Source organism: Rhodococcus sp. MEB032 (genome assembly GCF_030208925.1).
GTDB classification, from domain to species: Bacteria; Actinomycetota; Actinomycetes; order Mycobacteriales; family Mycobacteriaceae; genus Rhodococcus_F; species Rhodococcus_F qingshengii.
Genome location: NZ_JARVSY010000003.1, coordinates 27,467 through 51,419, shown reverse-complemented (window position 1 = coordinate 51,419; position 23,953 = coordinate 27,467). Strand labels below are relative to the sequence as shown.

The following is a 23,953-nucleotide window of genomic DNA, read 5'->3' as shown; positions in this document are numbered from 1 at the left end:
CACCCCGATTTCGATAGTTCGAACTACTTGCCCACGATCCCGCGTACCGACGCGGGGAGGTCACGAACCCGCTTGTACGGACCCACGACGGCGGCTGCAAACGGCCTCGTCAAGAGCACCTGCGCCACCTCGAGCACCTCTTCGGAGGTGACTGCGTCGATGGTTGCGAGCGTCTGCGCAACACTGCGATGGTTGCCGTAGTTCAGTTCGCTGCGACCGATACGGTTCATGCGTGAGCCTGAATCTTCCAGTGCCAGAACCAATCCGCCGCGCAGCGATCCCTTGGCGCGGGCGATCTCGGCATCGGTGATTCCGTCCGTCGCCACGTTCGCGAGTACCTCGCGGATCACCGTGGCAACCTCCCCGAGGTTCTCCGGCTGGCAACCTGCATACACGGAGAACGCTCCGGTGTCCGCGAAGGTGTCGACGCCCGAATAGACGGAGTACGCAAGCCCGCGCTTCTCCCGAATCTCTTGGAACAGACGAGAACTCAGCCCACCGCCCACTGCGGCGTTGAGCACCGACAGCGCCCAGCGATGGCCCTCGTGCCGGCCGAACGCGCGTACCCCGAGCGCAAGGTGGACCTGCTCGCTGTCGCGGTGGGTCAAGCTCAGTTCAGGCATCGTGCGCAACCGCAGAGTGCCTTCGCGCCGCGGCGCCGGCTTGACCCCGCGCTCGAGATGTCCGGCAAATGCACGGCGAGCGAGCGTCACTACCTGCTTGTGGTCGACGTTTCCCGCTACGGCCAGCACCATCCGCTGCGGTGTGTAACGCCGAACATGGAAGGAATGCAACTGATTGCGCGACATCGACTCGATCGATTCGACGCTACCGATGATCGGACGGCCGACAGGATGATCGCCGAACAACGCGGTCAGGAACGCGTCGCCGAGCAAGTCTTCCGGATCGTCGTCACGCATCGCGATCTCTTCGAGCACTACTTGCCGCTCGACATCGACGTCCGCGGTTCTGCAACGCCCTCGCAGCACGACGTCGGCGACAAGGTCAACCGCCATCGGAAGGTCGTCGTCGATCACGTGCGCGTAGAAACAGGTGTGTTCCTTCGACGTGAATGCATTGAGTTCGCCGCCCACACCATCCATGACCTGCGCGATGTCCAACGCCGTCCGTGACGGCGTCGACTTGAACAGCAGGTGCTCGAGAAAATGCGCGGCACCGGCCACACTCGGCTGCTCGTCGCGCGAGCCGACTCCGACCCACACACCGACGGAGGCGGAACGCACACCGGGAATGAACTCGGTGACGACGCGCAGGCCGCCGGGAAGGACCGTGCGCTGTACTCCGGATTCGGGAGTCGCATCGATCGGCGATTTCAGCACAGCGCTGCGGCTGCGCGTGGTGTTGGGAGTGGTCTTTGCCATGAAAAGGTTCAGCAGTCCTCGGTGCAAGTGGTCAATCAGGTATCTACAGGCTCTGTGTCTACAGACAGTACAGATGCGGCCCCGCACGGAAATCCGCGCGGGGCCGCATCAGAGTACGAAGTGAGATCTACTCGGAAGCAGCCTCGTCGGCGGCCGGAGCGGCAGCCTCGTCGTTGCCCTCTTCGACCGGGATCAGCGAGATCTTGCCGCGAGCATCGATGTCGGCGATCTCGACGCGGATCTTGGATCCGACGTTGACCACGTCTTCGACCTTGGCAATGCGCTTACCGCTGCCCAGCTTCGAGATGTGCACCAGTCCGTCGCGTCCCGGCAGGAGCGAAACGAAGGCACCGAAGGCGGTGGTCTTGACGACCGTGCCCAGGAACCGCTCGCCGACCTTGGGGAGCTGCGGGTTGGCAATGGCGTTGATCATGTCGATCGCGGCCTGTGCAGACGGTCCATCGGTGGCGCCGACGAACACGGTGCCGTCGTCTTCGATGGAGATGTTGGCACCGGTCTGCTCGGTGATGGAGTTGATCATCTTGCCCTTGGGGCCGATGACCTCACCGATCTTGTCGACGGGGACCTTGATGGCCGTCACGCGGGGAGCGAACGGGCTCATCTCGTCCGGGGTGTCGATGGCTTCCGCCATGACCTCGAGGATCGTGGTCCGTGCGTCCTTGGCCTGCGAGAGTGCACCGGCAAGGACCTGCGACGGGATGCCGTCGAGCTTCGTGTCCAGCTGCAGGGCCGTGACGAAGTCCTTGGTACCTGCGACCTTGAAGTCCATGTCGCCGAAGGCGTCTTCGGCGCCGAGGATGTCGGTCAGCGCGACGTAGCGGGTTTCGCCGTCGACCTGGTCGGAAACCAGACCCATGGCGATACCGGCAACCGGAGCGCGAAGCGGCACACCGGCGTTGAGCAGTGCGAGCGTGGACGCGCACACCGAGCCCATCGAGGTGGAACCGTTGGAGCTCAGAGCCTCAGAGACCTGGCGAATCGCGTAAGGGAACTCTTCGACGCTGGGCAGAACCGGCATGAGAGCGCGCTCGGCGAGTGCACCGTGACCGATTTCGCGACGCTTCGGCGAACCGACGCGGCCCGTCTCACCGGTGGAGTACGGCGGGAAGTTGTAATGATGCATGTAGCGCTTGGTGGTCTCGGGACCGAGCGAGTCGACCTGCTGAGCCATCTTCACCATGTCGAGAGTGGTCACACCCAGGATCTGGGTCTCGCCACGCTCGAACAGTGCGGAGCCGTGTGCGCGCGGGATGATCGCAACCTCGGCGGACAGCGAACGGATGTCCGTGACGCCGCGGCCGTCGATGCGGAACTGATCGCGCAGGATGCGCTGGCGAACCAGCTTCTTGGTGAGCGAGCGGAACGCTGCTCCCAGTTCCTTCTCGCGGCCTTCGAAGTTGGGTGCAACCTGCTCGAGAACCTCGACCTTGACCTCGTCGGTCTTGTCGTCGCGTTCCTGCTTGCCGGCGATTGTCAGTGCGGCATTGAGCTTTTCGGACGCAGCAGCCTCGACGGCAGCAAAAACGTCGTCCTGGTACGCCGGGAAGACCGGGTAGTCACCCGTGGGCTTTGCAGCCTTGGATGCAAGTGCTGCCTGTGCAGCGCACAGGCGTGCGATGAACGGCTTGGCGGCCTCGAGGCCCTCGGCGACAATGGCCTCGGTCGGTGCCTGAGCGCCGTCGGCGATCTTCGCGATGACGTTGTCGGTGGCCTCGGCCTCGACCATCATGATCGCGACGTCGGCGTTGTCACCGCTACCGGAAACGACGCGGCCGGCGACGACCATGTCGAAGACGGCGTTCTCGAGCTGATCGACCGTCGGGAATGCAACCCACTGGCCGGTCTTGTTCTCGTCCGAGACGATGAGTGCAACGCGCACGCCACCGACGGGTCCGGAGAACGGCAGGCCCGCGATCTGCGTCGACGCGGAAGCAGCGTTGATGGCCACGACGTCGTACAGATCCTGCGGGTTGAGGCTCATGACCGTGACGACGACCTGGATCTCGTTACGGAGACCGTCGACGAAGGACGGGCGCAGCGGCCGGTCGATGAGGCGGCAAGTCAGGATCGCGTCGGTGGAGGGGCGTCCCTCACGACGGAAGAACGAACCGGGGATGCGGCCCGCTGCGTACATACGCTCTTCGACGTCCACCGTCAGGGGGAAGAAGTCGAAGTGCTCCTTGGGGTGCTTGCTGGCGCTCGTGGCGGACAGCAGCATGGTCTCGTCGTCCAGGTAAGCAACGACGGCGCCGGCGGCCTGCTGAGCAAGGCGTCCGGTCTCGAAACGGATGGTGCGGGTACCGAAGGACCCGTTGTCGATCACGGCGGTGGATTCGAACACGCCTTCGTCGACCTCTACTACGGAATTCTCTGTCATTCTTTTCTCTTCACTTCCCTCTCGTCTTCGCCGTACCCGCGCGGGCGTTTCCACCCTCCTGGTGGAAACTGCGCACCGAGGGACGTCCCCCTCTTGAATTGCAGACGCTCCTTGCGATGCGAGCGATTTCTGCTTCGGGACGTCACGACGTTCGGGCGGCCGTCGATCGAAGTCCGCCGGAGCTTTCGGGCACTTGCCCGGTCCGGAGAACCACTACCGACAACCGACACCACGTTCTCTGGTGCATACGGTGTGCTGGCTGCGTACTGCACAACTGCGCCTGGACAACTGTGCATAGCGCCGACAGCGGAAACTGCCTTGCGGCAGCTAACGCCGAAAGCCAGCGAAGCCCAGTATATGCGTGGCTTCGCCGGCTGACGGAGTGTTCGGCAAACCGAAGCATGCCGTGTTGCTTTCGATCAGCGTCGTGAGAAAAATCTAGCGACGCAGGCCGAGACGCTCGATGAGCGTGCGGTAGCGAGCGACGTCGGTCTTTGCCACGTACTTCAGCAGACGACGACGGCGACCGACCATCAAGAGCAGTCCACGACGCGAGTGGTGGTCATGCTTGTGGGTCTTGAGGTGCTCGGTGAGATCGGTGATGCGCTTGGTGAGCATTGCCACCTGAGCTTCAGGCGATCCCGTGTCGGTCTCGTGCAAGCCGTACTCGCCGAGAACGGCCTTCTTTTCTTCCGTGGTCAAGGCCACTTGATTCACTCCTGTGATGACGTTTGCGTGAAAGGAACTAGATCGGGCGCGGCCACCGCAAACCGCAGCACGCACCGAGAGAAGATCCTACCAGCAGCAATGAGGCGCTCTCGCCCACCTGGAGCGAATGTGGCGGCCGCCACTGACACAGGAGGAACTCAACCGACGCTACGTTCTGCATCCTCACTCAGAATCCGGCGTGCGCGTTCGACATCTCGGTTCATCGCCGTGATGAGCGACTCGATCGAGTCGAACTTCTCCATACCGCGAATCCGCGAAACCAGGTCGACCGCGACGTGTTGTCCGTACAGGTCTGCTTCGGTGTCGAGAACGTATGCCTCGACGGTTCGGGTCCGGCCGGAGAAGGTCGGATTGGTACCCACAGACACCGCGGCTTGGTATCGGCGACCGGGAACGACGGTTCCGAGTTCCTCGCCGGCACCGAGCACCGTGAACCACGCCGCGTACACGCCGTCGGCCGGAATCGCCGAAAACATCGGCGGTGCAACGTTGGCCGTCGGGAACCCCAACTCGCGTCCACGCTTGTCACCGTGGACGACCACACCTTCGACACGATGTGGACGGCCCAGAGCTTCGGTAGCCGCTTCCATGTCGCCTGCGTCGACGCACGAGCGGATGTAGGTCGACGAGAACGTCACCGCATGCTCGGCGAGCAGCTGGACGCCGTCGACGGCAAAGCCGAAGCGAGCGCCCATTTCACGAAGAAGATCGACATTGCCGAGCGCCTTCTTGCCGAAGGTGAAGTTGTCCCCCACCACGACCTCGGCGACATGTAGACGTTCGACGAGAATCTCGTGGACGTAACGCTCCGGCGTCAGCTTCATGAAATCAGCGGTGAACGGCATCACGCAGAACACGTCGATGCCCAGATCCTGAGCCAATTCCGCACGCCGTTGCAGCGTCGTCAACTGGGCTGGATGACTACCCGGCCGCACAACCTCCATGGGATGCGGGTCGAACGTCATCAACACGCTCGGAACACCACGTTTGCGGGCAGCGGTAACCGCTCTCGCTATCAATTGGGCATGCCCACGATGCACACCGTCGAACACACCGATAGTGAGCACACAACGACCCCAATCGGCCGGAACTTCGTCGAGACCACGCCATCTCAGCACGATTGGCAGCCTACGGGTCCACCGGCGGCGGGTCACGTTCGGACCCGCCCAGCGAATCACCGCTGTGCTGCCGCTCACGTACGGAAGTTCCGGATTTCGTAGCCTAAGCTAAGCGTTGTGGCAGCTCACAAGACCGGAACCTCGGAAGCATCATCGACGTCGGACGGCGACAGCACTTCGGCGCACGACGCGGCAATCGACACGCTCGCACTCTCGTCGGTGGCCCAGGACTACCTCAAGGTCATCTGGACTATCCAGGAATGGTCCCACGAGCGGGTTTCCACCAAGCTCCTGTCCGAGAAAATGAGCGTCTCGGCCTCGACGGTCTCCGAGGCGATCCGCAAACTCTCGGACCAGGGCCTGGTCGATCACGCCCGCTACGGATCCATCGCCCTGACCGACAGCGGCCGCGCCGCCGCCGTCTCCATGGTCCGGCGCCACCGGTTGATCGAGACCTATCTGGTTCAGGAACTCGGATACGGCTGGGACGAAGTCCACGACGAGGCCGAAGTCCTCGAACACGCCGTTTCCGATCTGATGATCTCTCGGATGGACGCCAAACTGGGCTTCCCCGAACGTGACCCGCACGGTGATCCCATTCCCGCCACCGACGGTTCGGTGCCGACTCCCCCGGCCCGCCAGCTCAGCGACTTCGCCAACGGTGAGCGGGGCCGCGTTGCCCGGATCTCCGATTCCGATCCCGAAATGCTCCGGTACTTCGATTCCGTCGGCGTCAGTCTCGATGTCGAGATCACCGTCGAGGAGCGCCGCGATTTCGCCGGGACAGTATCCGTTCGACTCGGCGACAGCCCCAACACCATCGACTTGGGAAGTCCAGTCGCTCAAGCAATTTGGCTCGTCTAGCCGAGGTAGTCAAAGCGGCAGTCGGTATCGGCGTTCCACGGGCCGGACGCCGTCGGTCCGGGTCCAGTCGGCGAGCCTCTCGTCGACGTACACCCACCCTCGACGCTCGTACAGTGCGATCGCCGGCAGAGCGTCGTCGACGACGTCGAGCACCAGTTCCAACCGACTCTCGGCTGCGAAATCCGTCACGGCATCGAGTAGCGCATCGCTGAGGCCGTTTCCACGTGAGCCAGGATGAACGAACAGTCGCGACACGGCTATCGATCCCGCGGTTGTGGGCGCACCTGCGACCTCGCTGTCGACGGCCACATGACCGACAACACGACCGTCGCTCTCACCGACCCACGCCTTCACCACCGTGGGCGAACTGAGCCAGCGGCGCGGGTGTTCCGGCCACGTGTTCGGATATCCGTCGCACTCGTGGACCTGTGCCAGCGCGTCGACGCAGCCGTCGAGGTCGCCGTCGACACGCTCGCGGACGATCACCCGCGAAGCGTCGCCGGTCGCACGACCATCACCGAACTGGCGCGTCGACCCCTCTCCTGCAGGAGCGCAATCGTGTGACCGGTGGGATCGATCGCCGCACAGATCCCCTTCATCCCGATCGGCTCGAGCCAGCGCCCCTGGCTGATCGCCTCGGCTTCCTCCGCCGTGATCTGCCGATGCGGAAAGGCTGTCTGCGCGGCCTGATCGATGTCGAGGCTCACACCCGGCTGCTGCGCCAGATCTTCGAGCGTGCGCGCATGTTCGAGAGTGAACGGCCCGACGCGGGTGCGGCGCAATGCCGTCAAATGACCGCCGACGCCCAACTCACGACCGAGGTCGCGGGCAAGCGAGCGGATGTACGTACCGGACGAGCACTCCACGTCGACGTCCAGATCGACGAAGCCACCCGGGACATCTCGCCGAGCCAGAACCTCGAAAGTCGACACCGTTACCGGGCGAGGCGCGAGTTCGACGGTTTCTCCCGCACGCACCAGAGCATGTGCGCGCTGACCGTCGACCTTGATAGCGCTCACGCTTGCCGGGATCTGCTTGATGTCCCCGGTCAGCGTGGCCACGATCGCCGCGATCTCCGCGTCCGTCACCTGCGAAGCGTCTGCGGAGGTCAGGACCTCCCCCTCGGCATCGTCCGTGTCCGTCGCTGCCCCGAGGCGAATGGTCGCCGAGTACGCCTTGGTTGTCAGCGCCAGGAGTCCGAGCAACTTGGTCGCACGCTCGACGCCGAGAACGAGAACACCGGTCGCCATGGGATCCAGCGTCCCGGCGTGTCCCACCTTCCGGGTGTTCAACAACTTGCGGCACCGAGCGACCACGTCGTGGCTGGTGATACCCGCCTCTTTGTCGACAATCAGAATTCCGGCGCCGACAAGACCGGAGGAAGGCTTTTCACGAGCTGACACGTGTGCCGATTCTGCCAGTCGCGCTCACTGCACCGAAATTGCCGTCAGGATGAGTCCGTCCGACACCAACCACCTGCCGTCGAAAGAGGTGAGCGGCGGACCGGACGTCGCCTCACCGGGGACCAGCAGACGCGAGTTGAAAGTGCCGGACGTTTCCGACTCCGCCTCGAACGTGATGTGGGCGTCCTCGAAACCCAACCAGCGCCCGGTGAGCGGAAACCACGCCTTGTACGTGGCTTCCTTCGCGCAGAAGAGCACTCGATCCCAGTGCACCGGACCGCCGGTTTCCTGAGTGTCCAACCACGTTCGTTCCGCCTCGATGCTGACCGCGGGCAATACCCCGTCCGGCAGCGGGCCGTGCGGTTCGGCGTCGATACCGAGTGAGCGGACCTGCATGGAGTACGCCAGGACAGCGCCGCGGTAGCCGTCGCAATGGGCGAGGCTCCCGACCACTCCCTGCGGCCAGAGCGGCGCACCACGCTCGCCGCGCATGACAGCGGCAGACGGAACACCGAGCTTGCCCATCGCCTGACGCGCAAGGTGCCGGGTGGTCACGAACTCGCGACGACGTTTCTCGACCGCGCGGCCGATCAACGCCTCCTCACTGGGGTGCGGAACCAGACCGGGCGGATCCACGAAGGCCTCGGCCGTCGCAACTCCACCGGGAAGAATCTGTTCGATCACGTAGCGATACCTCTCAGCGTGCGGCGCGCATGCGCTCGACTTCGGCTTCCTGCTCCGGCGTGACCTTGAAGTGGCCACCCCACTTGTTGAGCGTTCCCGGCGGGTACTCCGGAACGGGAAGAATCTGACGCAACAACTTCTCCGGCAGTCCACGCCGACGCCACTCGCGCGGGTATCCGAGTGAGACTTCCTCGAAGCGGACGCCGTCGTAGTACGTGGTTCGAGGGATGTGCAGGTGCCCGTACACCGAGCACACCGCGTTGTACTTCACGTGCCAGTCGGCGGTAGCGGTGGTTCCGCACCACAGTGCGAACTCCGGATACATGAGTACGTCCGTCGGCTGCCGGACCATCGGGAAATGGTTCACGAGAACGGTTCTTGTTCCTTCGGGAAGCGCATCCAACCGCGCCTGGGTGTACTCGATCCTCGCCCGGCACCATGCGTCGCGCGTCGCATACGGCTGCGGTGAGAGTAGGAACTCGTCGGTGGCGACGACGTTCTTGTCACGCGCGATCTCGAGCCCGTGTTCCTTGTCTCGCGCACCTTCCGGCAGGAAGGAGTAGTCGTAGAGAAGAAACATCGGGACGACCGTGACCGGTCCCTCGTCTCCCTCCCACACCGGGAACGGGTCCTCGGGTGTGATGACGTCGAGTTCGCGGCACATGTTGACCAGATACTCGTAGCGCGGCGCTCCGTGAATCTGAACCGGATCCTTGGCGGTCGTCCACAGTTCGTGGTTGCCCGGAATCCAGATGACCTTTGCGAATCGGCTGCGAAGGAGCTTCAACGCCCACCGAATGTCGTCAGTTTTCTCGGAAACATCTCCGGCGAGAATGAGCCAGTCGTCAGGCGAATCCGGAAACAGTTCCTCCGTCATCGGCTTGTTGCCGTTGTGACCGACATGAATGTCGCTCACCGCCATCAGCTTTGCTGCCACGATCCCTCTGCTTCCTCAGTTGAACTTCCGCGCTTCGCCGTCGCCGGACCTGTCACTGCCCACTTGCCGGAAAACGCTCGCCACGACACCGCGACCATCCGAAGTACTACGAACACGGTAAGCCCTGCCCAAATTCCGGCGAGCCCCCAGTCGTAGGCGAGAGAGAGCCAGATCGCGGGCAGAAACCCGAGAACTGCGCACAGCATGGTCGCGTTGCGCAGAAACACCACGTCCCCGGCGCCGAGTAGAACACCGTCGAGTGCGAAGACGATTCCCGCCACCGGCATGATCGCGACGAAGAACCACCATGCGATCGACATCTGACCGAGCACCTCGGCGTCGGACGTGAAGAGTCCGGGGATCACGGAGTGGCCGGCGGCGAAGAAGATCGCGAGCACCACGGCAAATACCGTCGACCATGCGGTGATCCGCCAGGTCATCCTTTTCGCCGCGGCTGCGAATCCACCGCCGAGCGCCGCTCCGATCAGCGTCTGAGCTGCGATCGCCAAGGAATCGAGAAGGAGCGAAACCAGGTTCCACAGTTGGAGGACGACTTGGTGTGCACCGACTACGGCCGCACCGAACCTCGACGCCACTGCAGCCGCGGAAACGAAACACGCTTGGAATGCGAGGCTGCGCAGAATCAGGTCACGGCCCATCAGCATCTGCGCCCGCATGATCGCAAAATGTGGTCGAGCCGAAACCGGTTCACGAAAGAGCGCCCAGGCGAACAGCACACCCGAAACACTCTGGCCCACCAGATTCGCAACAGCTGATCCTTCGAGTTCCAGACGCGGAGCACCGAGCAAGCCGTGCACCAGAATTGGACACAACACCGCCGAAATACCCAGGCCGACAAGGACGAACCGCAGCGGTCGCACCGTGTTCTGAACCCCGCGCATCCAGCCGTTGCCGGCCAGGGCCACCAGGATGAGTGGAACACCCAACACCGCTATCCGGAGCCAACTTTCCGCAGCCGCGGCGATGTCGGGAGTCCCGGCCACCGCCGAAGTCAGCGGGCCGGCGATCACCTGCACGATCACGACCAAGGCCAGGCCGATCGCGGCCGCCAGCCAGGTCGCCTGAACACCCTCGCCCACCGCATCACGCTCGCGCCCCGCTCCGTGCAGCCGTGCCGCGCGCGCCGTCGTCCCATACGACAAGAAGGTCAGCTGCGTACTCACCAACGACAGGATCAGACCACCGACCGCCAACCCGGCCAGCGGGAGTGCCCCGAGTCGGCCGACCACGGCGATGTCGAACAACAGATATAGGGGTTCGGCTGCCAGTACCCCGAGTGCCGGAAACGCCAGGGAAAAGATTCGACGCCCAGTGACGTCGAAATCAGCTGCCGAAGATCCTGCCGAGGTGGCGTCAGATTCGCTCAATGCCGCGGATTCAGCCGAGTGCCGCGACGAGCGCGGCAACAATCTCGTCGCTGGAACTGGTCGACGTGTATCCGGCCGACAGCCGGTGCCCGCCGCCACCAAGACTTTCAGCGACCGCCGACACGTCGATCGCCGACTTTGCACGCAACGAGATCGACCAGCTTCCGGAAACCGACTCTTTGAGTACGGCGGCAACTTCGGCTTCCGAAGTGGTTCGCACGATATCGACGACGCTCTCGATCTCCTCGGAGCGAAGATCGCCGATGTCACTGCGTCGGATGACCGCGTACACCAGCCCACGGCCGTCCGCGGCTTCCGGGACCAGCACCGCGGACCCGAGTACCGAAGCCAGCATCGGCAACCACCCGAACGGATGGGTGTCGAGCAGCTTTCGCGCAATCGCGTCGCCGTCGATGCCGGTCGCCAGCAAACGCGCCGCGAGCACGTGCGGAAGCGGACCTCCCCACCGGAAGGAGCCGGTGTCGGTGACCAGTCCGGCATAGAGACAGTGCGCGATATCGCGATCGATCGCGACTCCCCACGCATCGAAGAATCGTGCGATGAGCGCCGTCGTCGAAGCCGCGGCTTCGTCGACGACGTTGATACTTCCGAATTCGGAATTGGAGCGATGGTGATCAAGGACGATCGTGCGATTCGCGCCGGCGAGTCGACTCGACAACTCACCGAGACGGCCCTCGCTGCCGACATCCACCGTCACCAGTACATCGACACTTTCCCGAACATCAGTGGGCGCCACGAGCAAGTGGAGACCGGGGAAATCGCGCATCGACTCGGGCAGCGCCGACGGCCGACTGAACGCGACCTGCACCGAAATGCCCCGACGCTCGAGAACGAGACCGAGCGCAAGTCCGCTGCCGATCGTGTCCGCATCCGGCTGCACATGGCAGAGAATTGTCACCGTGTGTGCCGATTCGAGAACCTCGGCCACCTGAGCGAACTTCGCCTCGCAGGGGTCGACGTCCGAAAGTGCGGTGATCGTCATTCTCGGTGCGCGTCAGTCGGCTTCACGAACATCTGGCGACGCCTCGTCTTCGTCCGAAGCCACTCGCGGCTCCTTGTACGGATCTGCATCTCCGGCCGGTTGTGCATTCTCACGCGCCTTGGCGACCTCGTCGTCGGCGGCCTTGGCACGGGCCAGCAGTTCTTCCATATGACGCGCGGTGTCGGGAACGGTATCGGCGACAAACGTCAGAGTCGGTGTGAAGCGAACTCCGGTTCCGGCACCGACCTTCGAGCGGAGAACACCCTTGGCCTTCTCGAGACCTGCGGCGGCGGCTTCCACATCGGGTGCGGAATCAACCTTCTCGCCCATGACTGTGTAGTACACCGTCGCGTCGTGCAGATCGTTGGTGACCTTGGTGTCCGTGATGGTCACGAATGCGAGTCGCGGATCCTTGATCTCGTGATCGATCGCGGTCGCGACGATGGTTCCGATACGCTTTGCCAACTTGCGTGCCCGGGCTGGATCTACCATGACTGTCAGTCTCCTCTACCTGGCCACTCGAATCGAGGTGACTCGATCGATCAAAGTTCTGGTTAACAAGAATTATTACCGACAACAGTCTCGTCCATCGGCTACCCGGCAACCAAATCACCATCGGTAGAGGTCTTCGACCACGAGCCACCGCCGCCAGGCCCGTCGTCGATCTCCACAGTTGTCGCATGCGTCGAGCGTGAGCACAAACACCGCCACAGTTGGTCCCGAAGCCACCGAATCCCTTGCCGACGAACTCGATTCGGTACGCCGTCTGGAAGCGTGGCTCATCGACACCGCCCGATGACGCTCAGTCTTCCGGGCCGAAGATTCGCCTTCGCACAGCCAGCAACTGAATCTCCGGACGCTCGGCGACCGCCCGCTCACAATGATCGAGAACGTCGTGCAGGTGATCGACGGACGAACTGACCACACCGACTCCCACGAGCGCACGACGCAGGCGTCCCTGCTCCCCCGCCTCCGCTGCACTCACACCGAATCGACGGAGTTCCGTCAGGATCGGCGACAGCATCGAACGCTTTTCCTTGAGTGAGTGGACATCGCCGAAAAGGATGTCGAACTCCAGTGCCCCTACAAACATTTTCCCCCTATACAGAGCCGAATGGACTCTCTCGGACTTGTATGTTCAAGTCCGAGAGAGTCCATGTCAGCTAGTACTCACGTGCGTCCGCCCCAACGCCCGTGTCGACATAATCAGTCGCGCGGCTTCTCGCGAAGCTCGTAGCACTCGAGAACGTCACCGATCTTGATATCGGAATAGGTGACGGTCAAACCACATTCGTAGCCTTCGCGAACCTCGGTAGCGTCTTCCTTCTCCCGCTTGAGCGAGGAGATGGTGACCGTCTCGGCGATGACCTTGCTGTCGCGGATGAGACGTGCCTTGGCGTTGCGACGGATGCTGCCCGACGTGACCAAGCAACCGGCAATGTTGCCGATCTTGGACGAACGGAACATGGCGCGGATCTCTGCCTTGCCCAGCTCGACCTCTTCGTACACCGGCTTGAGCAGACCCTTGAGTGCCTTCTCGACCTCGTCGATGGCCTGGTAGATCACCGAGTAGTAGCGAATGTCGACGCCCTCGCGGTTCGCCAGCTCCGTTGCCTTGCCTTCGGCGCGGACGTTGAAGCCGATGATGATCGCGTTGGACGCAGCAGCCAGGTTGACGTTGGTCTCCGTGATGCCACCGACACCGCGGTCGATGACGCGCAACTGCACCTCGTCGTCGATCGGAATTCCGAGGAGAGCCTCTTCGAGGGCCTCCACGGTTCCCGAGTTGTCACCCTTGAGGATCAAGTTCAGCTGTGAATGTTCCTTCAGAGCTGCATCGAGATCGTCGAGGCTGATGCGCTTACGACTCTTCGCTGCAAGCGCGTTGCGCTTACGTGCGTTGCGACGGTCCGCGATCTGACGAGCGATACGGTCCTCGTCGACCACGAGCAGGTTGTCGCCTGCACCGGGGACCGACGTGAAGCCGATGACCTGGACCGGACGTGAAGGCAGTGCCTCGTGGACGTCCTGACCGTGCTCGTCCACCATGCGGCGGACGCGGCCGTAAGCATCGCCGGCAACGATCGAGTCGCCGACCCGCAGCGTTCCGCGCTGAATGAGCACGGTAGCGACGGGGCCGCGGCCACGGTCGAGGTGCGCCTCGATGGCAACACCCTGCGCGTCCATGTCCGGGTTGGCGCGCAGATCCAGGGAAGCGTCGGCCGTCAACAGCACTGCTTCGAGCAGTGCGTCGATGTTGAGACCCTGCTTCGCCGAGATGTCGACGAACATGGTGTCTCCGCCGTATTCCTCGGCCACCAGTCCGTACTCGGTGAGCTGCTGCCGGATCTTGTCCGGGTTCGCGCCTTCCTTGTCGATCTTGTTCACCGCGACCACGATCGGCACGTCGGCCGCCTGGGCGTGGTTGATCGCTTCCACCGTCTGCGGCATGACGCCGTCGTCGGCTGCGACAACAAGGATCGCGAGGTCGGTGGCCTTGGCACCACGAGCACGCATGGCCGTGAAGGCCTCGTGACCGGGGGTGTCGATGAACGTCACGAGACGCTCGTTGCCCTCGAGCTCGGTCAGCACCTGGTAGGCACCGATGTGCTGCGTGATGCCGCCGGCTTCGCCCTCACGGACATTCGCCTTACGGATCACGTCGAGCAGACGGGTCTTACCGTGGTCGACGTGGCCCATGACGGTGACCACAGGCGGACGGGACTCGAGGTCCTCTTCTCCGCCGGCGTCCTCGCCGTAGGTGAGGTCGAAGCTGTCGAGCAGCTCGCGATCCTCGTCCTCCGGGCTGACGACCTGCACGACGTAGTTCATTTCGCCGCCGAGCAGCTCCAGCGTCTCGTCGTTGACCGACTGAGTTGCCGTGACCATCTCACCGAGGTTGAACAACGCCTGCACGAGTGCTGCGGGGTTCGCGTCGATCTTGTCCGCGAAGTCCGACAGAGATGCGCCGCGAGCGAGACGGATGGTCTCGCCGTTGCCGCGTGGCAGCCTGACGCCGCCGACTGCGGGAGCCTGCATGCTTTCGTACTCGGCGCGCTTCGCCCGCTTCGACTTACGTCCACGGCGAACTGCTCCGCCGGGACGACCGAATGCACCTGCCGCTGCGCCGCGCTGACCGGGACGGCCACCGCCGCCGGGACGACCGCGGAATCCACCGGCCGGAGCTGCTCCACCGGGAGCACCTGCACCAGCACCGGCGCCGGGAGCGCCGCCACCGCGGTATCCACCGCCGCCGCCACCCGGACGACCACCGGGAGCGCCACCGGGACGACCCGGACGTCCGCCGCCACCGGGCGCGGGACGAGCGGAACGAGCAGGCATTGCACCCGGGTTCGGGCGAGGAGGCATGGAGCCGGGGCTGGGACGGGGTCCGCCCTGACCTGCAGGCGGACGGGGTCCACCCTGACCGGGAGCCGGACGGGGACCGCCCTGACCCGGAGCCGGACGAGGTCCACCCTGACCCGGAGCCGGACGGGGACCGCCCTGACCCGGAGCCGGACGAGAACCGCCCTGACCTGCGCCCGGACGCGGTGCGCCGGGAGCCGGACGAGGTGCCGGACGCTCGGCGGGTGCCGAGGAGTACGGGTTGTTACCGACGCGAGGTGCCTTCGGTCCCGGACGCGGTCCGCCGGGCTTTGCGCCGGTGGACGGTGCGGCCGGAGCCGCGGGGGCTGCCGGTGCCGACGCTGCGGGAGCAGCCGGAGCCGGACGTGCCGGCTGTGCTGGTTTCGGAGCGTTGAACGTCGGGGTGGGGACCGGCGCTGACGGTGCTGCCGGAGCAGCGGCTGCGGGAGCCGCGGGGGCTGCCGGGGCCGGAGCTGCGGGAGCAGCCGGTGCGGGTGCGGCCGGCTTGGGGCCGGGACGCGGTGCGCCAGGCTTTGCAGCCGACGGCGACGGTGCGCCGGGCTTTGCCGCGGGGCGAGCCGCCGGAGCGGCTGCGCCGGTCTCGGACTTGGTTTCTGCTCCGCCTGCCGACGGGAATGACTCCCGCAGACGACGGGCGACGGGCGCCTCCACTGTGGATGACGCAGACTTCACGAACTCGCCTTGCTCCTTGAGCGTTGCGAGTAGTTCCTTGCTGGTGACACCGAGTTCTTTAGCCAACTCGTGCACGCGGGCCTTGCCTGCCACTGCTCTCCTCACTGATGAGGTCGAGCAGGAGGCATCCCACAGATGTGGGTCCCGCACGACCTCGGGTTATCGCCGATGGACGTTCATCGTTGGTGCTTCACGGTGTGCTCATGAGTGCTTGTGCCTGTTCTTCTCGAGAGGTACTGCTTTTGTGTGAACTGCGTCGACCAGCTGGTCGACAGCGGACGTGTCCAGATTTCCGGACACTCGCAGTGCTCTGCTGAATGCTCGGCGCCGCTCTGCCAGGCTCAGACAACTCGGATCCAGGTGCAGCCATGCACCTCGACCGGGGAGTCTTCGCGATACGTCGGGGACGAGCGGGGAACCCTCCGGCCCCTGCTCACCAACCACGACCCTCAACAGATCGACAGCCGACCCTTGTTCCCTGCATCCCACACACGTTCTGACCGGCGAACCGGGTTTCACGCGCGCAGAATCCGAGGACTCACGTCGAACCATTGTCCACTCTACCGCCGAACCGTCTCGATCACTGCATTCCACCGTTATCCGTTGGACGTGGCGGGCCGGTCGGACGCGTCGCCAACGGGTGCCGCATCGCTACGAATGTCGATACGCCAACCCGTCAACCGCGCAGCCAGGCGGGCATTTTGACCCTCTTTTCCGATGGCCAACGAAAGCTGGAAATCGGGCACGATGACACGGGCCGCACGAGCCTCGGGATCGACGACAGTGACGGAGACCACTTTCGACGGGGAAAGTGCGTTGCCCACAAACGTCGCGGGATCTTCGTCGAAGTCGATGATGTCGATCTTCTCCCCCGCGAGTTCGCTCATGACGTTGCGGACGCGCTGACCCATCGGGCCGATGCATGCACCCTTTGCGTTGAGCCCCTGCACACGTGAGGCGACGGCGATCTTGGAACGGTGCCCCGCTTCGCGCGCGACGTTGATGATCTCGACGCTGCCGTCCGCAATCTCTGGAACCTCGAGTGCGAACAACTTGCGAACCAGGTTCGGGTGGGTCCGCGAGAGGGTGATCTGTGGGCCGCGGGCTCCGCGAGCAACCCCGACGACGTAGCACTTGATGCGCTCACCGTGCTCGTAGTTCTCGCCGGGAACCTGTTCTGCAGGCGGCAACAATCCTTCGGCGCCATTGGATTCGCTGCCGATTCGGACGACGACCATTCCGCGGGAATTCGCACGCGTGTCACGCTGAATGACACCGCCGACGATTTCACCCTCATGGGTCGAGAACTCACCGAAACTGCGCTCGTGCTCGGCGTCGCGCAGACGCTGCAGGATGACCTGGCGTGCGGTGGTGGCCGCGATGCGTCCGAATCCCTCGGGAGTGTCGTCCCACTCCTCACCGATCATGTTGCCGTCGGCATCGGTGTCGTGCACCATCACTCGCACCGAACCGGTCTTGATGTTGACATCGATCCGAGCGTTCTGCTTGTGCCCCTCGGTGTGGCGGTACGCCGTCAGCAGCGCGGTCTGGATCGTGGCGATCACAGTTTCGATCGAGACACCTTTTTCGGCTTCGATCGCTCGCAACGCTGCAATGTCGATATTCACTTGTCGAACCCTTCTTCGTTTTCTACGTCTTCTAATTCTGTTTCGTCGTCTTCGACACTGTCCACGCCCGAGTCCTCGGTGAGGTCAACCGCATCGGAGGGAACTGCGCGCCCCTCCGGGATGCCGCCCGCGAGTTCCAACTCCGCCTCACTGGGCTTCGAGAACTCCACCTGAACTACAGCCTTCTGAACGTCGCCCAGTGCAATCTCGCGCACGGTCAGTCCGCCACGGCCACCGATGACAACTGCCACGGAATCGTCGTTCAACGTTCCGATACGGCCCACCACGGTCTCGCCGGCCAGATCGATTCGCGCTTTACGTCCGCGAGCCCGACGCCAGTGACGATCGAGCGTCAGTGGGCGATCGATTCCCGGAGAGGTCACCTCGAGGGTGTACGGCGTTTCACCGATTTCCTCGAGGGTGTCGAAAAGTTCCGAAACGAGTCTGCTGATCTCCGCGGCGGCATCGAGCTCGATCCCGGCATCGCTGTCGACCATGATGCGCACCGCGCTGTGCTTGCCCGCACTGGTCACGACAACGTCTTCGACGTCATAACCCTGGGCGTGCACGAGTTCGGAGATCAGCTCGATCACCCTCTCCCTGGATGGCACCGGCATCTCGCGAACTCCTCATTTCAGTTGTCGTCGATTGTCCGACTTGTGTCGACTGTCGACGTGGGCGGCTGCGAGCATGAAAAGACACCAGGTGCCACATGCTGCAAGCATCCAAGAGTACCGCTCATTGCGCGTCTCCGTGACCAGAGTGCCCGACGCACGTCACACTTGAACACGTGCCGCGGATTCGAACGATCGGCCGACCACCTGGCACGATGGACTGGTGCTGACGCCCATGACTACTACCCCACTCTCCCGGCGGAGTGCGCTCAAGATGACGGGAACAGCAGCGTTGGGCGCTGCTGCCTTCTCGTTGTCCGCCTGCACCGATAACGGCACAGCGGAGGCGGCTGCAGAAGTCGACCAGCTGACGGCCCAGGCCGATCGAGCCCGCTCCGACGCGGCAGCCGCAACCGCCGCCATCGCACTCGCACCGGACAAGTCGGCATCACTGACCACGATCAGCGCCGAACGCACAGCGCATGCACTCGAACTCGACGCCGAGATTGCGCGAGCAGCGGGCAGCGGCGCCGCTACGACCACAGCGCCCCCGTCGACCTCGGTCGCAAACGCTCCTGCGGGCGTCGAAACCTTGAGTACCTCGCTGGCCGATTCGGCGCGCAGTGCCGCGGACCTCGCTCGGACGATGTCCGGCTATCGCGCGGGCCTGCTCGGTTCGATCAGCGCGTCGTGCTCGACTCAGGTTGCGGTGTTGCTTCCGTGATCACTTCGCACACCCGTCGATCCGAGAGTTCTGCCTTGCTGACCGCAATCGAATCAGAGAATGCCGCGATCTTCGCTTACGGAGTGGTTGCCGCGTTTTCGAATCCTGCCCGTGTCAACGAGGTTGCCACGCACACAGCAGCGCACCGCGCGCGACGTGATGCGCTGGTTGCCCTGTCGACCGACGCGGGCGTGACCCCGCCGACAGCCGCGGCAGCGTACGAGATCCCGTTTCCGGTGACGGACGCCGTTACCGCGGCACAGCTGGCAGCACAGATCGAATCCGACACCGCCGTGACCTACCGGGCATTCGTCGAACAGGTCGATACCGACCAACTCCGCACGTTCGGAATCGACGGCCTGACCGATGCGGCAATCCGCGGTGCCGGATGGCGGTCCGCGCTGGGAACCGCTCCGGCCACCTCAGCGTTCCCGGGGGACCCGGCTTCGTAACTGCTGTGCGCCTTTATTAACCGCCGGAGGTTAATAAAGGCGCACAGCGGCTCAGGCCTTGCGATGCGAGGGCACGAACCACGCCGCGACAACCGCAACCAATACGAAGCAACCGCCGACGCGCAGTGCAGGTGTCAGCGCATCTCCGTAACCGAGTGGCGTGAGGGCACCGCCGGCGGCAAGGAAGACCGCAGTGAGAACCGCGATTCCCAATGCAACACCGATCTCACGAAGCGTCGAGTTGGTCGAACTGGCCGTTCCGTGATCAGGCTCGTCCATGTCGACGAGTACCGCCGTCGAACTCGGCGCGAAGGTCAGGCCCATGCCGATTCCCGCCATCAGTAGAGCCGGAACCAGCGACCCGTACGTCACGTCGGGACCGATCAACGCTGCCAACCAGAACAATGCTCCGGCCTGGAGCAACAGACCGGTCAGCAGAAGCGAACGCAGCCCGACCTTCGGCGCCAGAAAACCGGCGAGAGGCGCGAAGATCATCGGCGCTGCCGTCCACGGAAGCGTCCGCAGGCCTGCTTGGAACGGGCTGTAGCCCATCACGATCTGGAGGTACTGCGAGAGCAGGAACACCGCCCCGAAGATTCCGATCGAGAAGGTCAAGCCGATGACGTTCGCCATCGAGAAGCTGCGTGAGCGGAACAGACGTAGGGGCATGACCGGATGCGAGGTCGTCATCTCGCGAAGCACGAACAGTGCCAACGCGACTGCGGAACCGACCAACGACGCAACTACTCCAAGCGACCCCCAGCCCTCGTCGTTGCCGTGAACGATCCCCCACACCGCCAGGAACACACCGAGTCCGGCGAGTGCGACACCGGGAAGGTCGAGAGGCTGTGTGCGACCGGTCGATTCACGCAACGCATACAACGCGAGAGGAACAGCGACGATCGCAACCGGCACGTTGATCCAGAAGATCCCCTGCCACGAGAACCCGTCGACTACCGCTCCACCGACCACGGGACCCATCGCGATCCCCAGGCCGGAGACGCCACCCCACACGCCGATTGCCATGGCACGCTTGGCTTCCGGTACCGCTGCCACGAGGAGAGTGAGTGAGAGCGGCATGATCGCGGCAGCGCCGGCGCCCTGAAAGGCTCGGGCCGCGATGAGCAGGCTTGGTGTCGTCGACAACGCCGAAGCAATCGACGCCGCCGTGAACAGCCCGATCCCGAACACGAACATCTTGCGGCGCCCCCACCGATCGCCGAGCGTCGTCGCCGAAAGCATCAGCGTCGCAAAGCAGAGCGTGTACGCATTCATGAACCACTGAAGTTGCCCGACGGACGCATTCAGCTCCTTCTCGATCACCGGCAGCGCGCTCGTCATCACGAGGTTGTCGAGGGTGGCCATGAACATGGGCAGAGAGGCAGCAACCATCGCTATCGCGATCGGAACCTTACGTCCTCCACTGCTTTCCGACCCAGATGCGGCGTCCGATCCGGACTTCGTCAAAACGGTCATCGTGATTCCTCGAGTGAAGGTGCCTTAAGGCATCGAATGATTACTTAGGTCGAAACTAAGCTATCCGGTGATAACGTGTCAACATGTCGATCGGTGCAGCTGAACCACGTACCCGCAGGATGAGCGCACCGGAACGTCGCGCGTTGGTCCTTGCCGCGGCAACGCGAGCATTCGCAAAGGGTGGATACTCGGGGACCAGTACGGACGCCGTCGCCAAGGAAGCCGGTGTCTCGCAGCCCTACGTCGTGCGCATGTTCGGAACCAAGGCAGATTTGTTCCACGCAGTGTTCACGCGCGCGCTCGACGAAATCGTCCGCACCTTCAACGACAAATTGGATACGGTCACGATCGATCCGAGCAATCCGCAGTTCTGGGCCGAACTCGGATCCGCCTACGGCGAGCTGGTTCTCGACCGAGATCTACTGCTTGTCATGTTGCACGGCTTCGCCACCAGCACCGATGATGTCGCCGCCGTCTCCCGGAACGCCATGTCCGGCATCTACACCTTGCTGCGCGAGCGCACCGGTTGCACACCCGAGCAAGCGCGTTTGTTCATCGCGAACGGGATGCTGATCAACAATCTGCTCGCAATGATGGCGCCCGAACACGCCGAAGAAGATCCAGCCCTCGGCGAGCTCTGGGGCAGCGTCTTCAGCGACTCGACTGCGATCACGCTCACCGGCGACGGATCCTCGAGCGAAACCGACACCGATTCCTGACCGGTCACTGGGAAAAACTACACACATGTGACTGAGGACACCCTACAGTCGATCCGACATGTCTCCGGGAAACCCAGACGAAAAGGACCGACGTTGGATCTCGCACAACGCCTCGACGCGCTCGAACAGATCGAGGAAATCAAGAAGCTCAAGCACGGCTACTGGCGAGCATGTGATGCCAAGGATCCAGTTGGGTTCCGCAACAGCTTCATCCGTTCCGGAGCGTCGATCGACTACGGCCGCCTCGGCGCCTTCGACGACGCGGGGCCGATGGCGGACATCTTCGAGAAGATCGCTCTTCGCAAGGTCGACGGCCGGTACGCGGTCCTCGACATGCATCACGGATTGCATCCCGACATCACACTGACCTCGGAGACGTCGGCGGTGGGGCGATGGGCTCTGCAGTTCCGCCAGATCGACACCGTCGGGCGCACCGAGAAGTTGATGACCGGCGAATACGACGACAAGTACGTGATCGAGGACGGTATGTGGAAAATGAGTCAATGCCATTTCACGGAGACGTGGTCGATCACCACTCCCCTGTCCCCGGACGCTGACATCGCCGAGGGTTCGTTGGGTGGGCCGCGATGACGACGAACGGAAAAGTTGCGCTCGTAACCGGTGCCAGCCGGAGCGTCGGCAAGGGCATTGCCCTCGCGCTGGGAAGCGACGGATGGACGGTGTACGTGACGGCCCGAGGAACCGTCGGCGACGACGGCCCACTCGATCGCACCGCAGCCGAGATCACCGAGCGCGGTGGTCACGGCATTGCCGTGCAGTGCGATCACGCCGACGATCAACAGATCGTCGACCTGTTTGCCCGCATCGCCGAGGAACAGTCAGGCCGCCTCGATCTTCTGGTCAACAACGTCTGGGCAAACCCGGCGGGTTATGCAGGCTTCGCCGATCCGTTCTGGAAGAGGCCGATCGACGATTGGGATTCGCTGATCGGAATCGGACTGCGCGCCCACTACGTTGCTTCGGTGGAAGCGGCGAAGTTGATGGTTCCCCGGGGCAGTGGAGTGATCGGCAACATCTCGTCGTTCGGCACCCGCGGGTACCTGCACTCTGTGCTGTACGGGATGTCGAAGGCAGGTTTGGACAAGATGGCCGCAGACATGGCTGTCGAATTGAAGGGGACCGGCGTCACCGCACTTTCCTTCTGGCTCGGGTTGATCCGCAACGAGCGGATGGAGGCGAGTGGGATCGAGAGCTTCGAAGGCTTCTCACTGGCCGAGGCCGAAACCCCGGAATTCGTCGGCCAAGTCATCACTGCATTGGCCAACGATCCAGAAGTGAACGCGCGCAGCGGTCACACACTGATCACCGCCGAGACGGCCGTCGAGTACGGAATCACCGACGCCAACGGGAAACAACCGGCGTCACACCGCAGTGCCTTCGGTGGCGGCCCGCTTTTCTGATTCATCAGTAGCAGTGGTCGCGTCGCGTGCCGGCACAGCACGCGGCGCTGCCACTCGCGCCTTCAGGGCAAGCCAGGCACACCCGATGACGACGACACCGCCGGCCACGATCGAGGGTGACAACGTCTCACCGAGTATCAGCGCCGACCAGGCAATGCTGAGCACCGGTTGAACCAACTGTGTTTGGCTCACAGTGGAAATGGGACCGATCGCCAGACCCCGGTACCAAGGAAAGAACCCGAGAAACATACTCACGCATCCCAGGTAGGCAAACGAAAGCCACGAATTCACATCGGCAGAGACCGGAGCCTGGGCCATGGACGCCACCGTCAACGCAATCGTGACCGGCAGTCCGAGAATCAATGCCCAGGCAATCGTCTGCCACGACCCGATCTCGCGGGCCAGCAACGCACCTTCCGAATATGCCAGCGCTGCACACACCACCGCGGCGAACAGAAGAAGATCAGCGAGATGAAACGAGCCGAGTCCGCCGTTTGCAATCGCCACGAACCCTACGACCGATACCGCGCCGGCGGCGCTTGCCCACCAGAATCCCTTACTGGGACGCTCTTTTCCTCGGACGACCGCAAATACCGCGGTCGCAGCGGGAAGTAGCCCGATCACGACTGCCGCGTGACTCGCCGGCGATGTCTGCAACGCAAACGTGGTGAACAGTGAAAACCCCAGTACCGCACCAACAGTCACGAGTGCGATGCGCAACCACTGCCGAAGCGTCGGAAGCGTCGCGCGAGTAACCGACAGCATCACAATCGCAAGGGCCCCGGCAACGACAGCGCGGCCCGCACCGACGAACAGGGGGTCGAGATCCGCGACGGCGACCCTCGTGAGCGGAACGGTGAACGAGAACGCCAGCACACCGAGCAAGCCCCACCACAAACCGGATCGAGACGATGGCATCGGTAGCGGTTCCTGCGGCGAGACGATAGCGCTACT

At 63.6% G+C, this 23,953-nt stretch carries 24 protein-coding genes; 6 read left to right on the top strand and 18 right to left on the bottom strand.

Annotated elements, in window-relative coordinates; translation table 11 throughout:
- Positions 1-23: 23 nt before the first annotated feature.
- The 4 genes from QRN54_RS04805 to QRN54_RS04790 form a co-directional block, all read right to left on the bottom strand.
- Complete coding sequence (locus QRN54_RS04805; protein ID WP_003942169.1) at positions 24-1,382, bottom strand: M16 family metallopeptidase; 1,359 nt, start codon at positions 1,380-1,382, stop codon at positions 24-26.
- Positions 1,383-1,509: 127 nt separating this feature from the next.
- Positions 1,510-3,780 (bottom strand): polyribonucleotide nucleotidyltransferase, encoded by a 2,271-nt coding sequence (locus QRN54_RS04800; RefSeq protein ID WP_003942275.1) that lies wholly within the window; start codon positions 3,778-3,780, stop codon positions 1,510-1,512.
- Positions 3,781-4,218: 438 nt separating this feature from the next.
- Positions 4,219-4,488 (bottom strand): 30S ribosomal protein S15, encoded by a 270-nt coding sequence (rpsO, locus tag QRN54_RS04795; protein WP_007735061.1) that lies wholly within the window; start codon positions 4,486-4,488, stop codon positions 4,219-4,221.
- A gap of 158 nt (positions 4,489-4,646) precedes the next feature.
- On the bottom strand, positions 4,647-5,627 hold the full coding sequence (locus QRN54_RS04790) for a bifunctional riboflavin kinase/FAD synthetase (RefSeq protein ID WP_003942148.1): 981 nt from the start codon (positions 5,625-5,627) through the stop codon (positions 4,647-4,649).
- A 117-nt stretch (positions 5,628-5,744) separates the two neighbouring features.
- Here QRN54_RS04790 and QRN54_RS04785 point away from each other — a divergent pair, with 117 nt between their 5' ends.
- Positions 5,745-6,491, top strand: a complete 747-nt coding sequence (locus QRN54_RS04785; protein WP_030535607.1) for a metal-dependent transcriptional regulator — start codon at positions 5,745-5,747, stop codon at positions 6,489-6,491.
- A 9-nt stretch (positions 6,492-6,500) separates the two neighbouring features.
- On the opposite strand, the gene QRN54_RS04780 is transcribed toward QRN54_RS04785, so the two are convergent.
- The 12 genes from QRN54_RS04780 to rimP form a co-directional block, all read right to left on the bottom strand.
- Positions 6,501-6,977: a GNAT family N-acetyltransferase gene (locus QRN54_RS04780; RefSeq protein ID WP_219467601.1), complete on the bottom strand. Its 477-nt coding sequence runs from the start codon at positions 6,975-6,977 to the stop codon at positions 6,501-6,503.
- Entirely contained in the window at positions 6,974-7,894 is a 921-nt protein-coding gene (gene truB / locus QRN54_RS04775) for a tRNA pseudouridine(55) synthase TruB (protein WP_285181679.1), read from the bottom strand. Before truB ends, QRN54_RS04780 begins: the two co-directional genes overlap by 4 nt.
- 24 nt (positions 7,895-7,918) lie before the next feature.
- Entirely contained in the window at positions 7,919-8,578 is a 660-nt protein-coding gene (locus tag QRN54_RS04770; protein WP_003942126.1) for a 4'-phosphopantetheinyl transferase family protein, read from the bottom strand.
- Between the two features lie 13 nt (positions 8,579-8,591).
- A complete protein-coding gene (locus QRN54_RS04765; RefSeq protein WP_007735051.1) occupies positions 8,592-9,515 on the bottom strand; it encodes a metallophosphoesterase family protein in 924 nt (307 codons plus the stop codon).
- Positions 9,500-10,903 (bottom strand): MATE family efflux transporter, encoded by a 1,404-nt coding sequence (locus QRN54_RS04760; protein WP_054188593.1) that lies wholly within the window; start codon positions 10,901-10,903, stop codon positions 9,500-9,502. The genes QRN54_RS04765 and QRN54_RS04760 overlap by 16 nt, the downstream gene beginning before the upstream one ends.
- Before the next feature lie 10 nt (positions 10,904-10,913).
- A complete protein-coding gene (locus QRN54_RS04755; RefSeq protein ID WP_054188570.1) occupies positions 10,914-11,906 on the bottom strand; it encodes a DHH family phosphoesterase in 993 nt (330 codons plus the stop codon).
- Between the two features lie 12 nt (positions 11,907-11,918).
- The gene (gene rbfA, locus QRN54_RS04750; RefSeq protein WP_003942248.1) at positions 11,919-12,398 is read right to left on the bottom strand and encodes a 30S ribosome-binding factor RbfA; all 480 of its coding nucleotides are present in this window, start codon (positions 12,396-12,398) and stop codon (positions 11,919-11,921) included.
- A 310-nt stretch (positions 12,399-12,708) separates the two neighbouring features.
- Positions 12,709-12,999, bottom strand: coding sequence for a DUF503 domain-containing protein (locus tag QRN54_RS04745; RefSeq protein ID WP_003942205.1), 291 nt, complete (start codon positions 12,997-12,999; stop codon positions 12,709-12,711).
- 113 nt (positions 13,000-13,112) lie between these two features.
- Entirely contained in the window at positions 13,113-16,058 is a 2,946-nt protein-coding gene (infB, locus tag QRN54_RS04740; RefSeq protein ID WP_030535614.1) for a translation initiation factor IF-2, read from the bottom strand.
- Between the two features lie 108 nt (positions 16,059-16,166).
- Entirely contained in the window at positions 16,167-16,517 is a 351-nt protein-coding gene (locus tag QRN54_RS04735) for a YlxR family protein (RefSeq protein WP_019748063.1), read from the bottom strand.
- Between the two features lie 44 nt (positions 16,518-16,561).
- Positions 16,562-17,593 (bottom strand): transcription termination factor NusA, encoded by a 1,032-nt coding sequence (nusA, locus tag QRN54_RS04730; RefSeq protein WP_285181678.1) that lies wholly within the window; start codon positions 17,591-17,593, stop codon positions 16,562-16,564.
- The gene (gene rimP / locus QRN54_RS04725) at positions 17,590-18,210 is read right to left on the bottom strand and encodes a ribosome maturation factor RimP (RefSeq protein WP_063316556.1); all 621 of its coding nucleotides are present in this window, start codon (positions 18,208-18,210) and stop codon (positions 17,590-17,592) included. The genes nusA and rimP overlap by 4 nt, the downstream gene beginning before the upstream one ends.
- Before the next feature lie 271 nt (positions 18,211-18,481).
- Here rimP and QRN54_RS04720 point away from each other — a divergent pair, with 271 nt between their 5' ends.
- Both QRN54_RS04720 and QRN54_RS04715 read left to right on the top strand, forming a co-directional pair.
- A complete protein-coding gene (locus tag QRN54_RS04720) occupies positions 18,482-18,931 on the top strand; it encodes a hypothetical protein (RefSeq protein ID WP_063316736.1) in 450 nt (149 codons plus the stop codon).
- On the top strand, positions 18,928-19,383 hold the full coding sequence (locus tag QRN54_RS04715) for a ferritin-like domain-containing protein (protein WP_080726667.1): 456 nt from the start codon (positions 18,928-18,930) through the stop codon (positions 19,381-19,383). Before QRN54_RS04720 ends, QRN54_RS04715 begins: the two co-directional genes overlap by 4 nt.
- A 51-nt stretch (positions 19,384-19,434) precedes the next feature.
- Here the strand turns inward: QRN54_RS04715 and QRN54_RS04710 are convergent, their stop codons facing one another.
- A complete protein-coding gene (locus QRN54_RS04710) occupies positions 19,435-20,859 on the bottom strand; it encodes an MFS transporter (RefSeq protein ID WP_007735035.1) in 1,425 nt (474 codons plus the stop codon).
- A gap of 83 nt (positions 20,860-20,942) precedes the next feature.
- On the opposite strand from QRN54_RS04710, the gene QRN54_RS04705 reads away from it, so the two are divergent.
- The 3 genes from QRN54_RS04705 to QRN54_RS04695 all read left to right on the top strand — a co-directional run bounded on the left by QRN54_RS04705 (position 20,943) and on the right by QRN54_RS04695 (position 22,999).
- Positions 20,943-21,578, top strand: a complete 636-nt coding sequence (locus QRN54_RS04705; RefSeq protein WP_007735033.1) for a TetR/AcrR family transcriptional regulator — start codon at positions 20,943-20,945, stop codon at positions 21,576-21,578.
- Positions 21,579-21,671: 93 nt separating this feature from the next.
- Positions 21,672-22,169 (top strand): nuclear transport factor 2 family protein, encoded by a 498-nt coding sequence (locus QRN54_RS04700; protein WP_007735030.1) that lies wholly within the window; start codon positions 21,672-21,674, stop codon positions 22,167-22,169.
- Positions 22,166-22,999, top strand: a complete 834-nt coding sequence (locus QRN54_RS04695; RefSeq protein ID WP_003942723.1) for an SDR family NAD(P)-dependent oxidoreductase — start codon at positions 22,166-22,168, stop codon at positions 22,997-22,999. Before QRN54_RS04700 ends, QRN54_RS04695 begins: the two co-directional genes overlap by 4 nt.
- Here the strand turns inward: QRN54_RS04695 and QRN54_RS04690 are convergent.
- Positions 22,961-23,917, bottom strand: a complete 957-nt coding sequence (locus QRN54_RS04690; protein WP_007735024.1) for a DMT family transporter — start codon at positions 23,915-23,917, stop codon at positions 22,961-22,963. The genes QRN54_RS04695 and QRN54_RS04690 overlap by 39 nt on opposite strands.
- Positions 23,918-23,953: the final 36 nt, after the last annotated feature.

Excerpts from the sequence above, each read along its gene's own strand:
- QRN54_RS04705 (WP_007735033.1), top strand. The coding sequence starts at position 20,943 with ATGTCGATCGGTGCAGCTGAACCACGTACCCGCAGGATGAGCGCACCG.
- QRN54_RS04735 (WP_019748063.1), bottom strand. The coding sequence starts at position 16,517 with ATGGTTCGACGTGAGTCCTCGGATTCTGCGCGCGTGAAACCCGGTTCG.
- QRN54_RS04695 (WP_003942723.1), top strand. The coding sequence starts at position 22,166 with ATGACGACGAACGGAAAAGTTGCGCTCGTAACCGGTGCCAGCCGGAGC.
- QRN54_RS04720 (WP_063316736.1), top strand. The coding sequence starts at position 18,482 with ATGACGGGAACAGCAGCGTTGGGCGCTGCTGCCTTCTCGTTGTCCGCC.
- rbfA (WP_003942248.1), bottom strand. The coding sequence starts at position 12,398 with ATGGTAGATCCAGCCCGGGCACGCAAGTTGGCAAAGCGTATCGGAACC.
- QRN54_RS04800 (WP_003942275.1), bottom strand. The coding sequence starts at position 3,780 with ATGACAGAGAATTCCGTAGTAGAGGTCGACGAAGGCGTGTTCGAATCC.
- QRN54_RS04805 (WP_003942169.1), bottom strand. The coding sequence starts at position 1,382 with ATGGCAAAGACCACTCCCAACACCACGCGCAGCCGCAGCGCTGTGCTG.
- QRN54_RS04745 (WP_003942205.1), bottom strand. The coding sequence starts at position 12,999 with ATGTTTGTAGGGGCACTGGAGTTCGACATCCTTTTCGGCGATGTCCAC.
- rimP (WP_063316556.1), bottom strand. The coding sequence starts at position 18,210 with ATGCCGGTGCCATCCAGGGAGAGGGTGATCGAGCTGATCTCCGAACTC.
- QRN54_RS04690 (WP_007735024.1), bottom strand. The coding sequence starts at position 23,917 with ATGCCATCGTCTCGATCCGGTTTGTGGTGGGGCTTGCTCGGTGTGCTG.
- QRN54_RS04755 (WP_054188570.1), bottom strand. The coding sequence starts at position 11,906 with ATGACGATCACCGCACTTTCGGACGTCGACCCCTGCGAGGCGAAGTTC.
- QRN54_RS04710 (WP_007735035.1), bottom strand. The coding sequence starts at position 20,859 with ATGACCGTTTTGACGAAGTCCGGATCGGACGCCGCATCTGGGTCGGAA.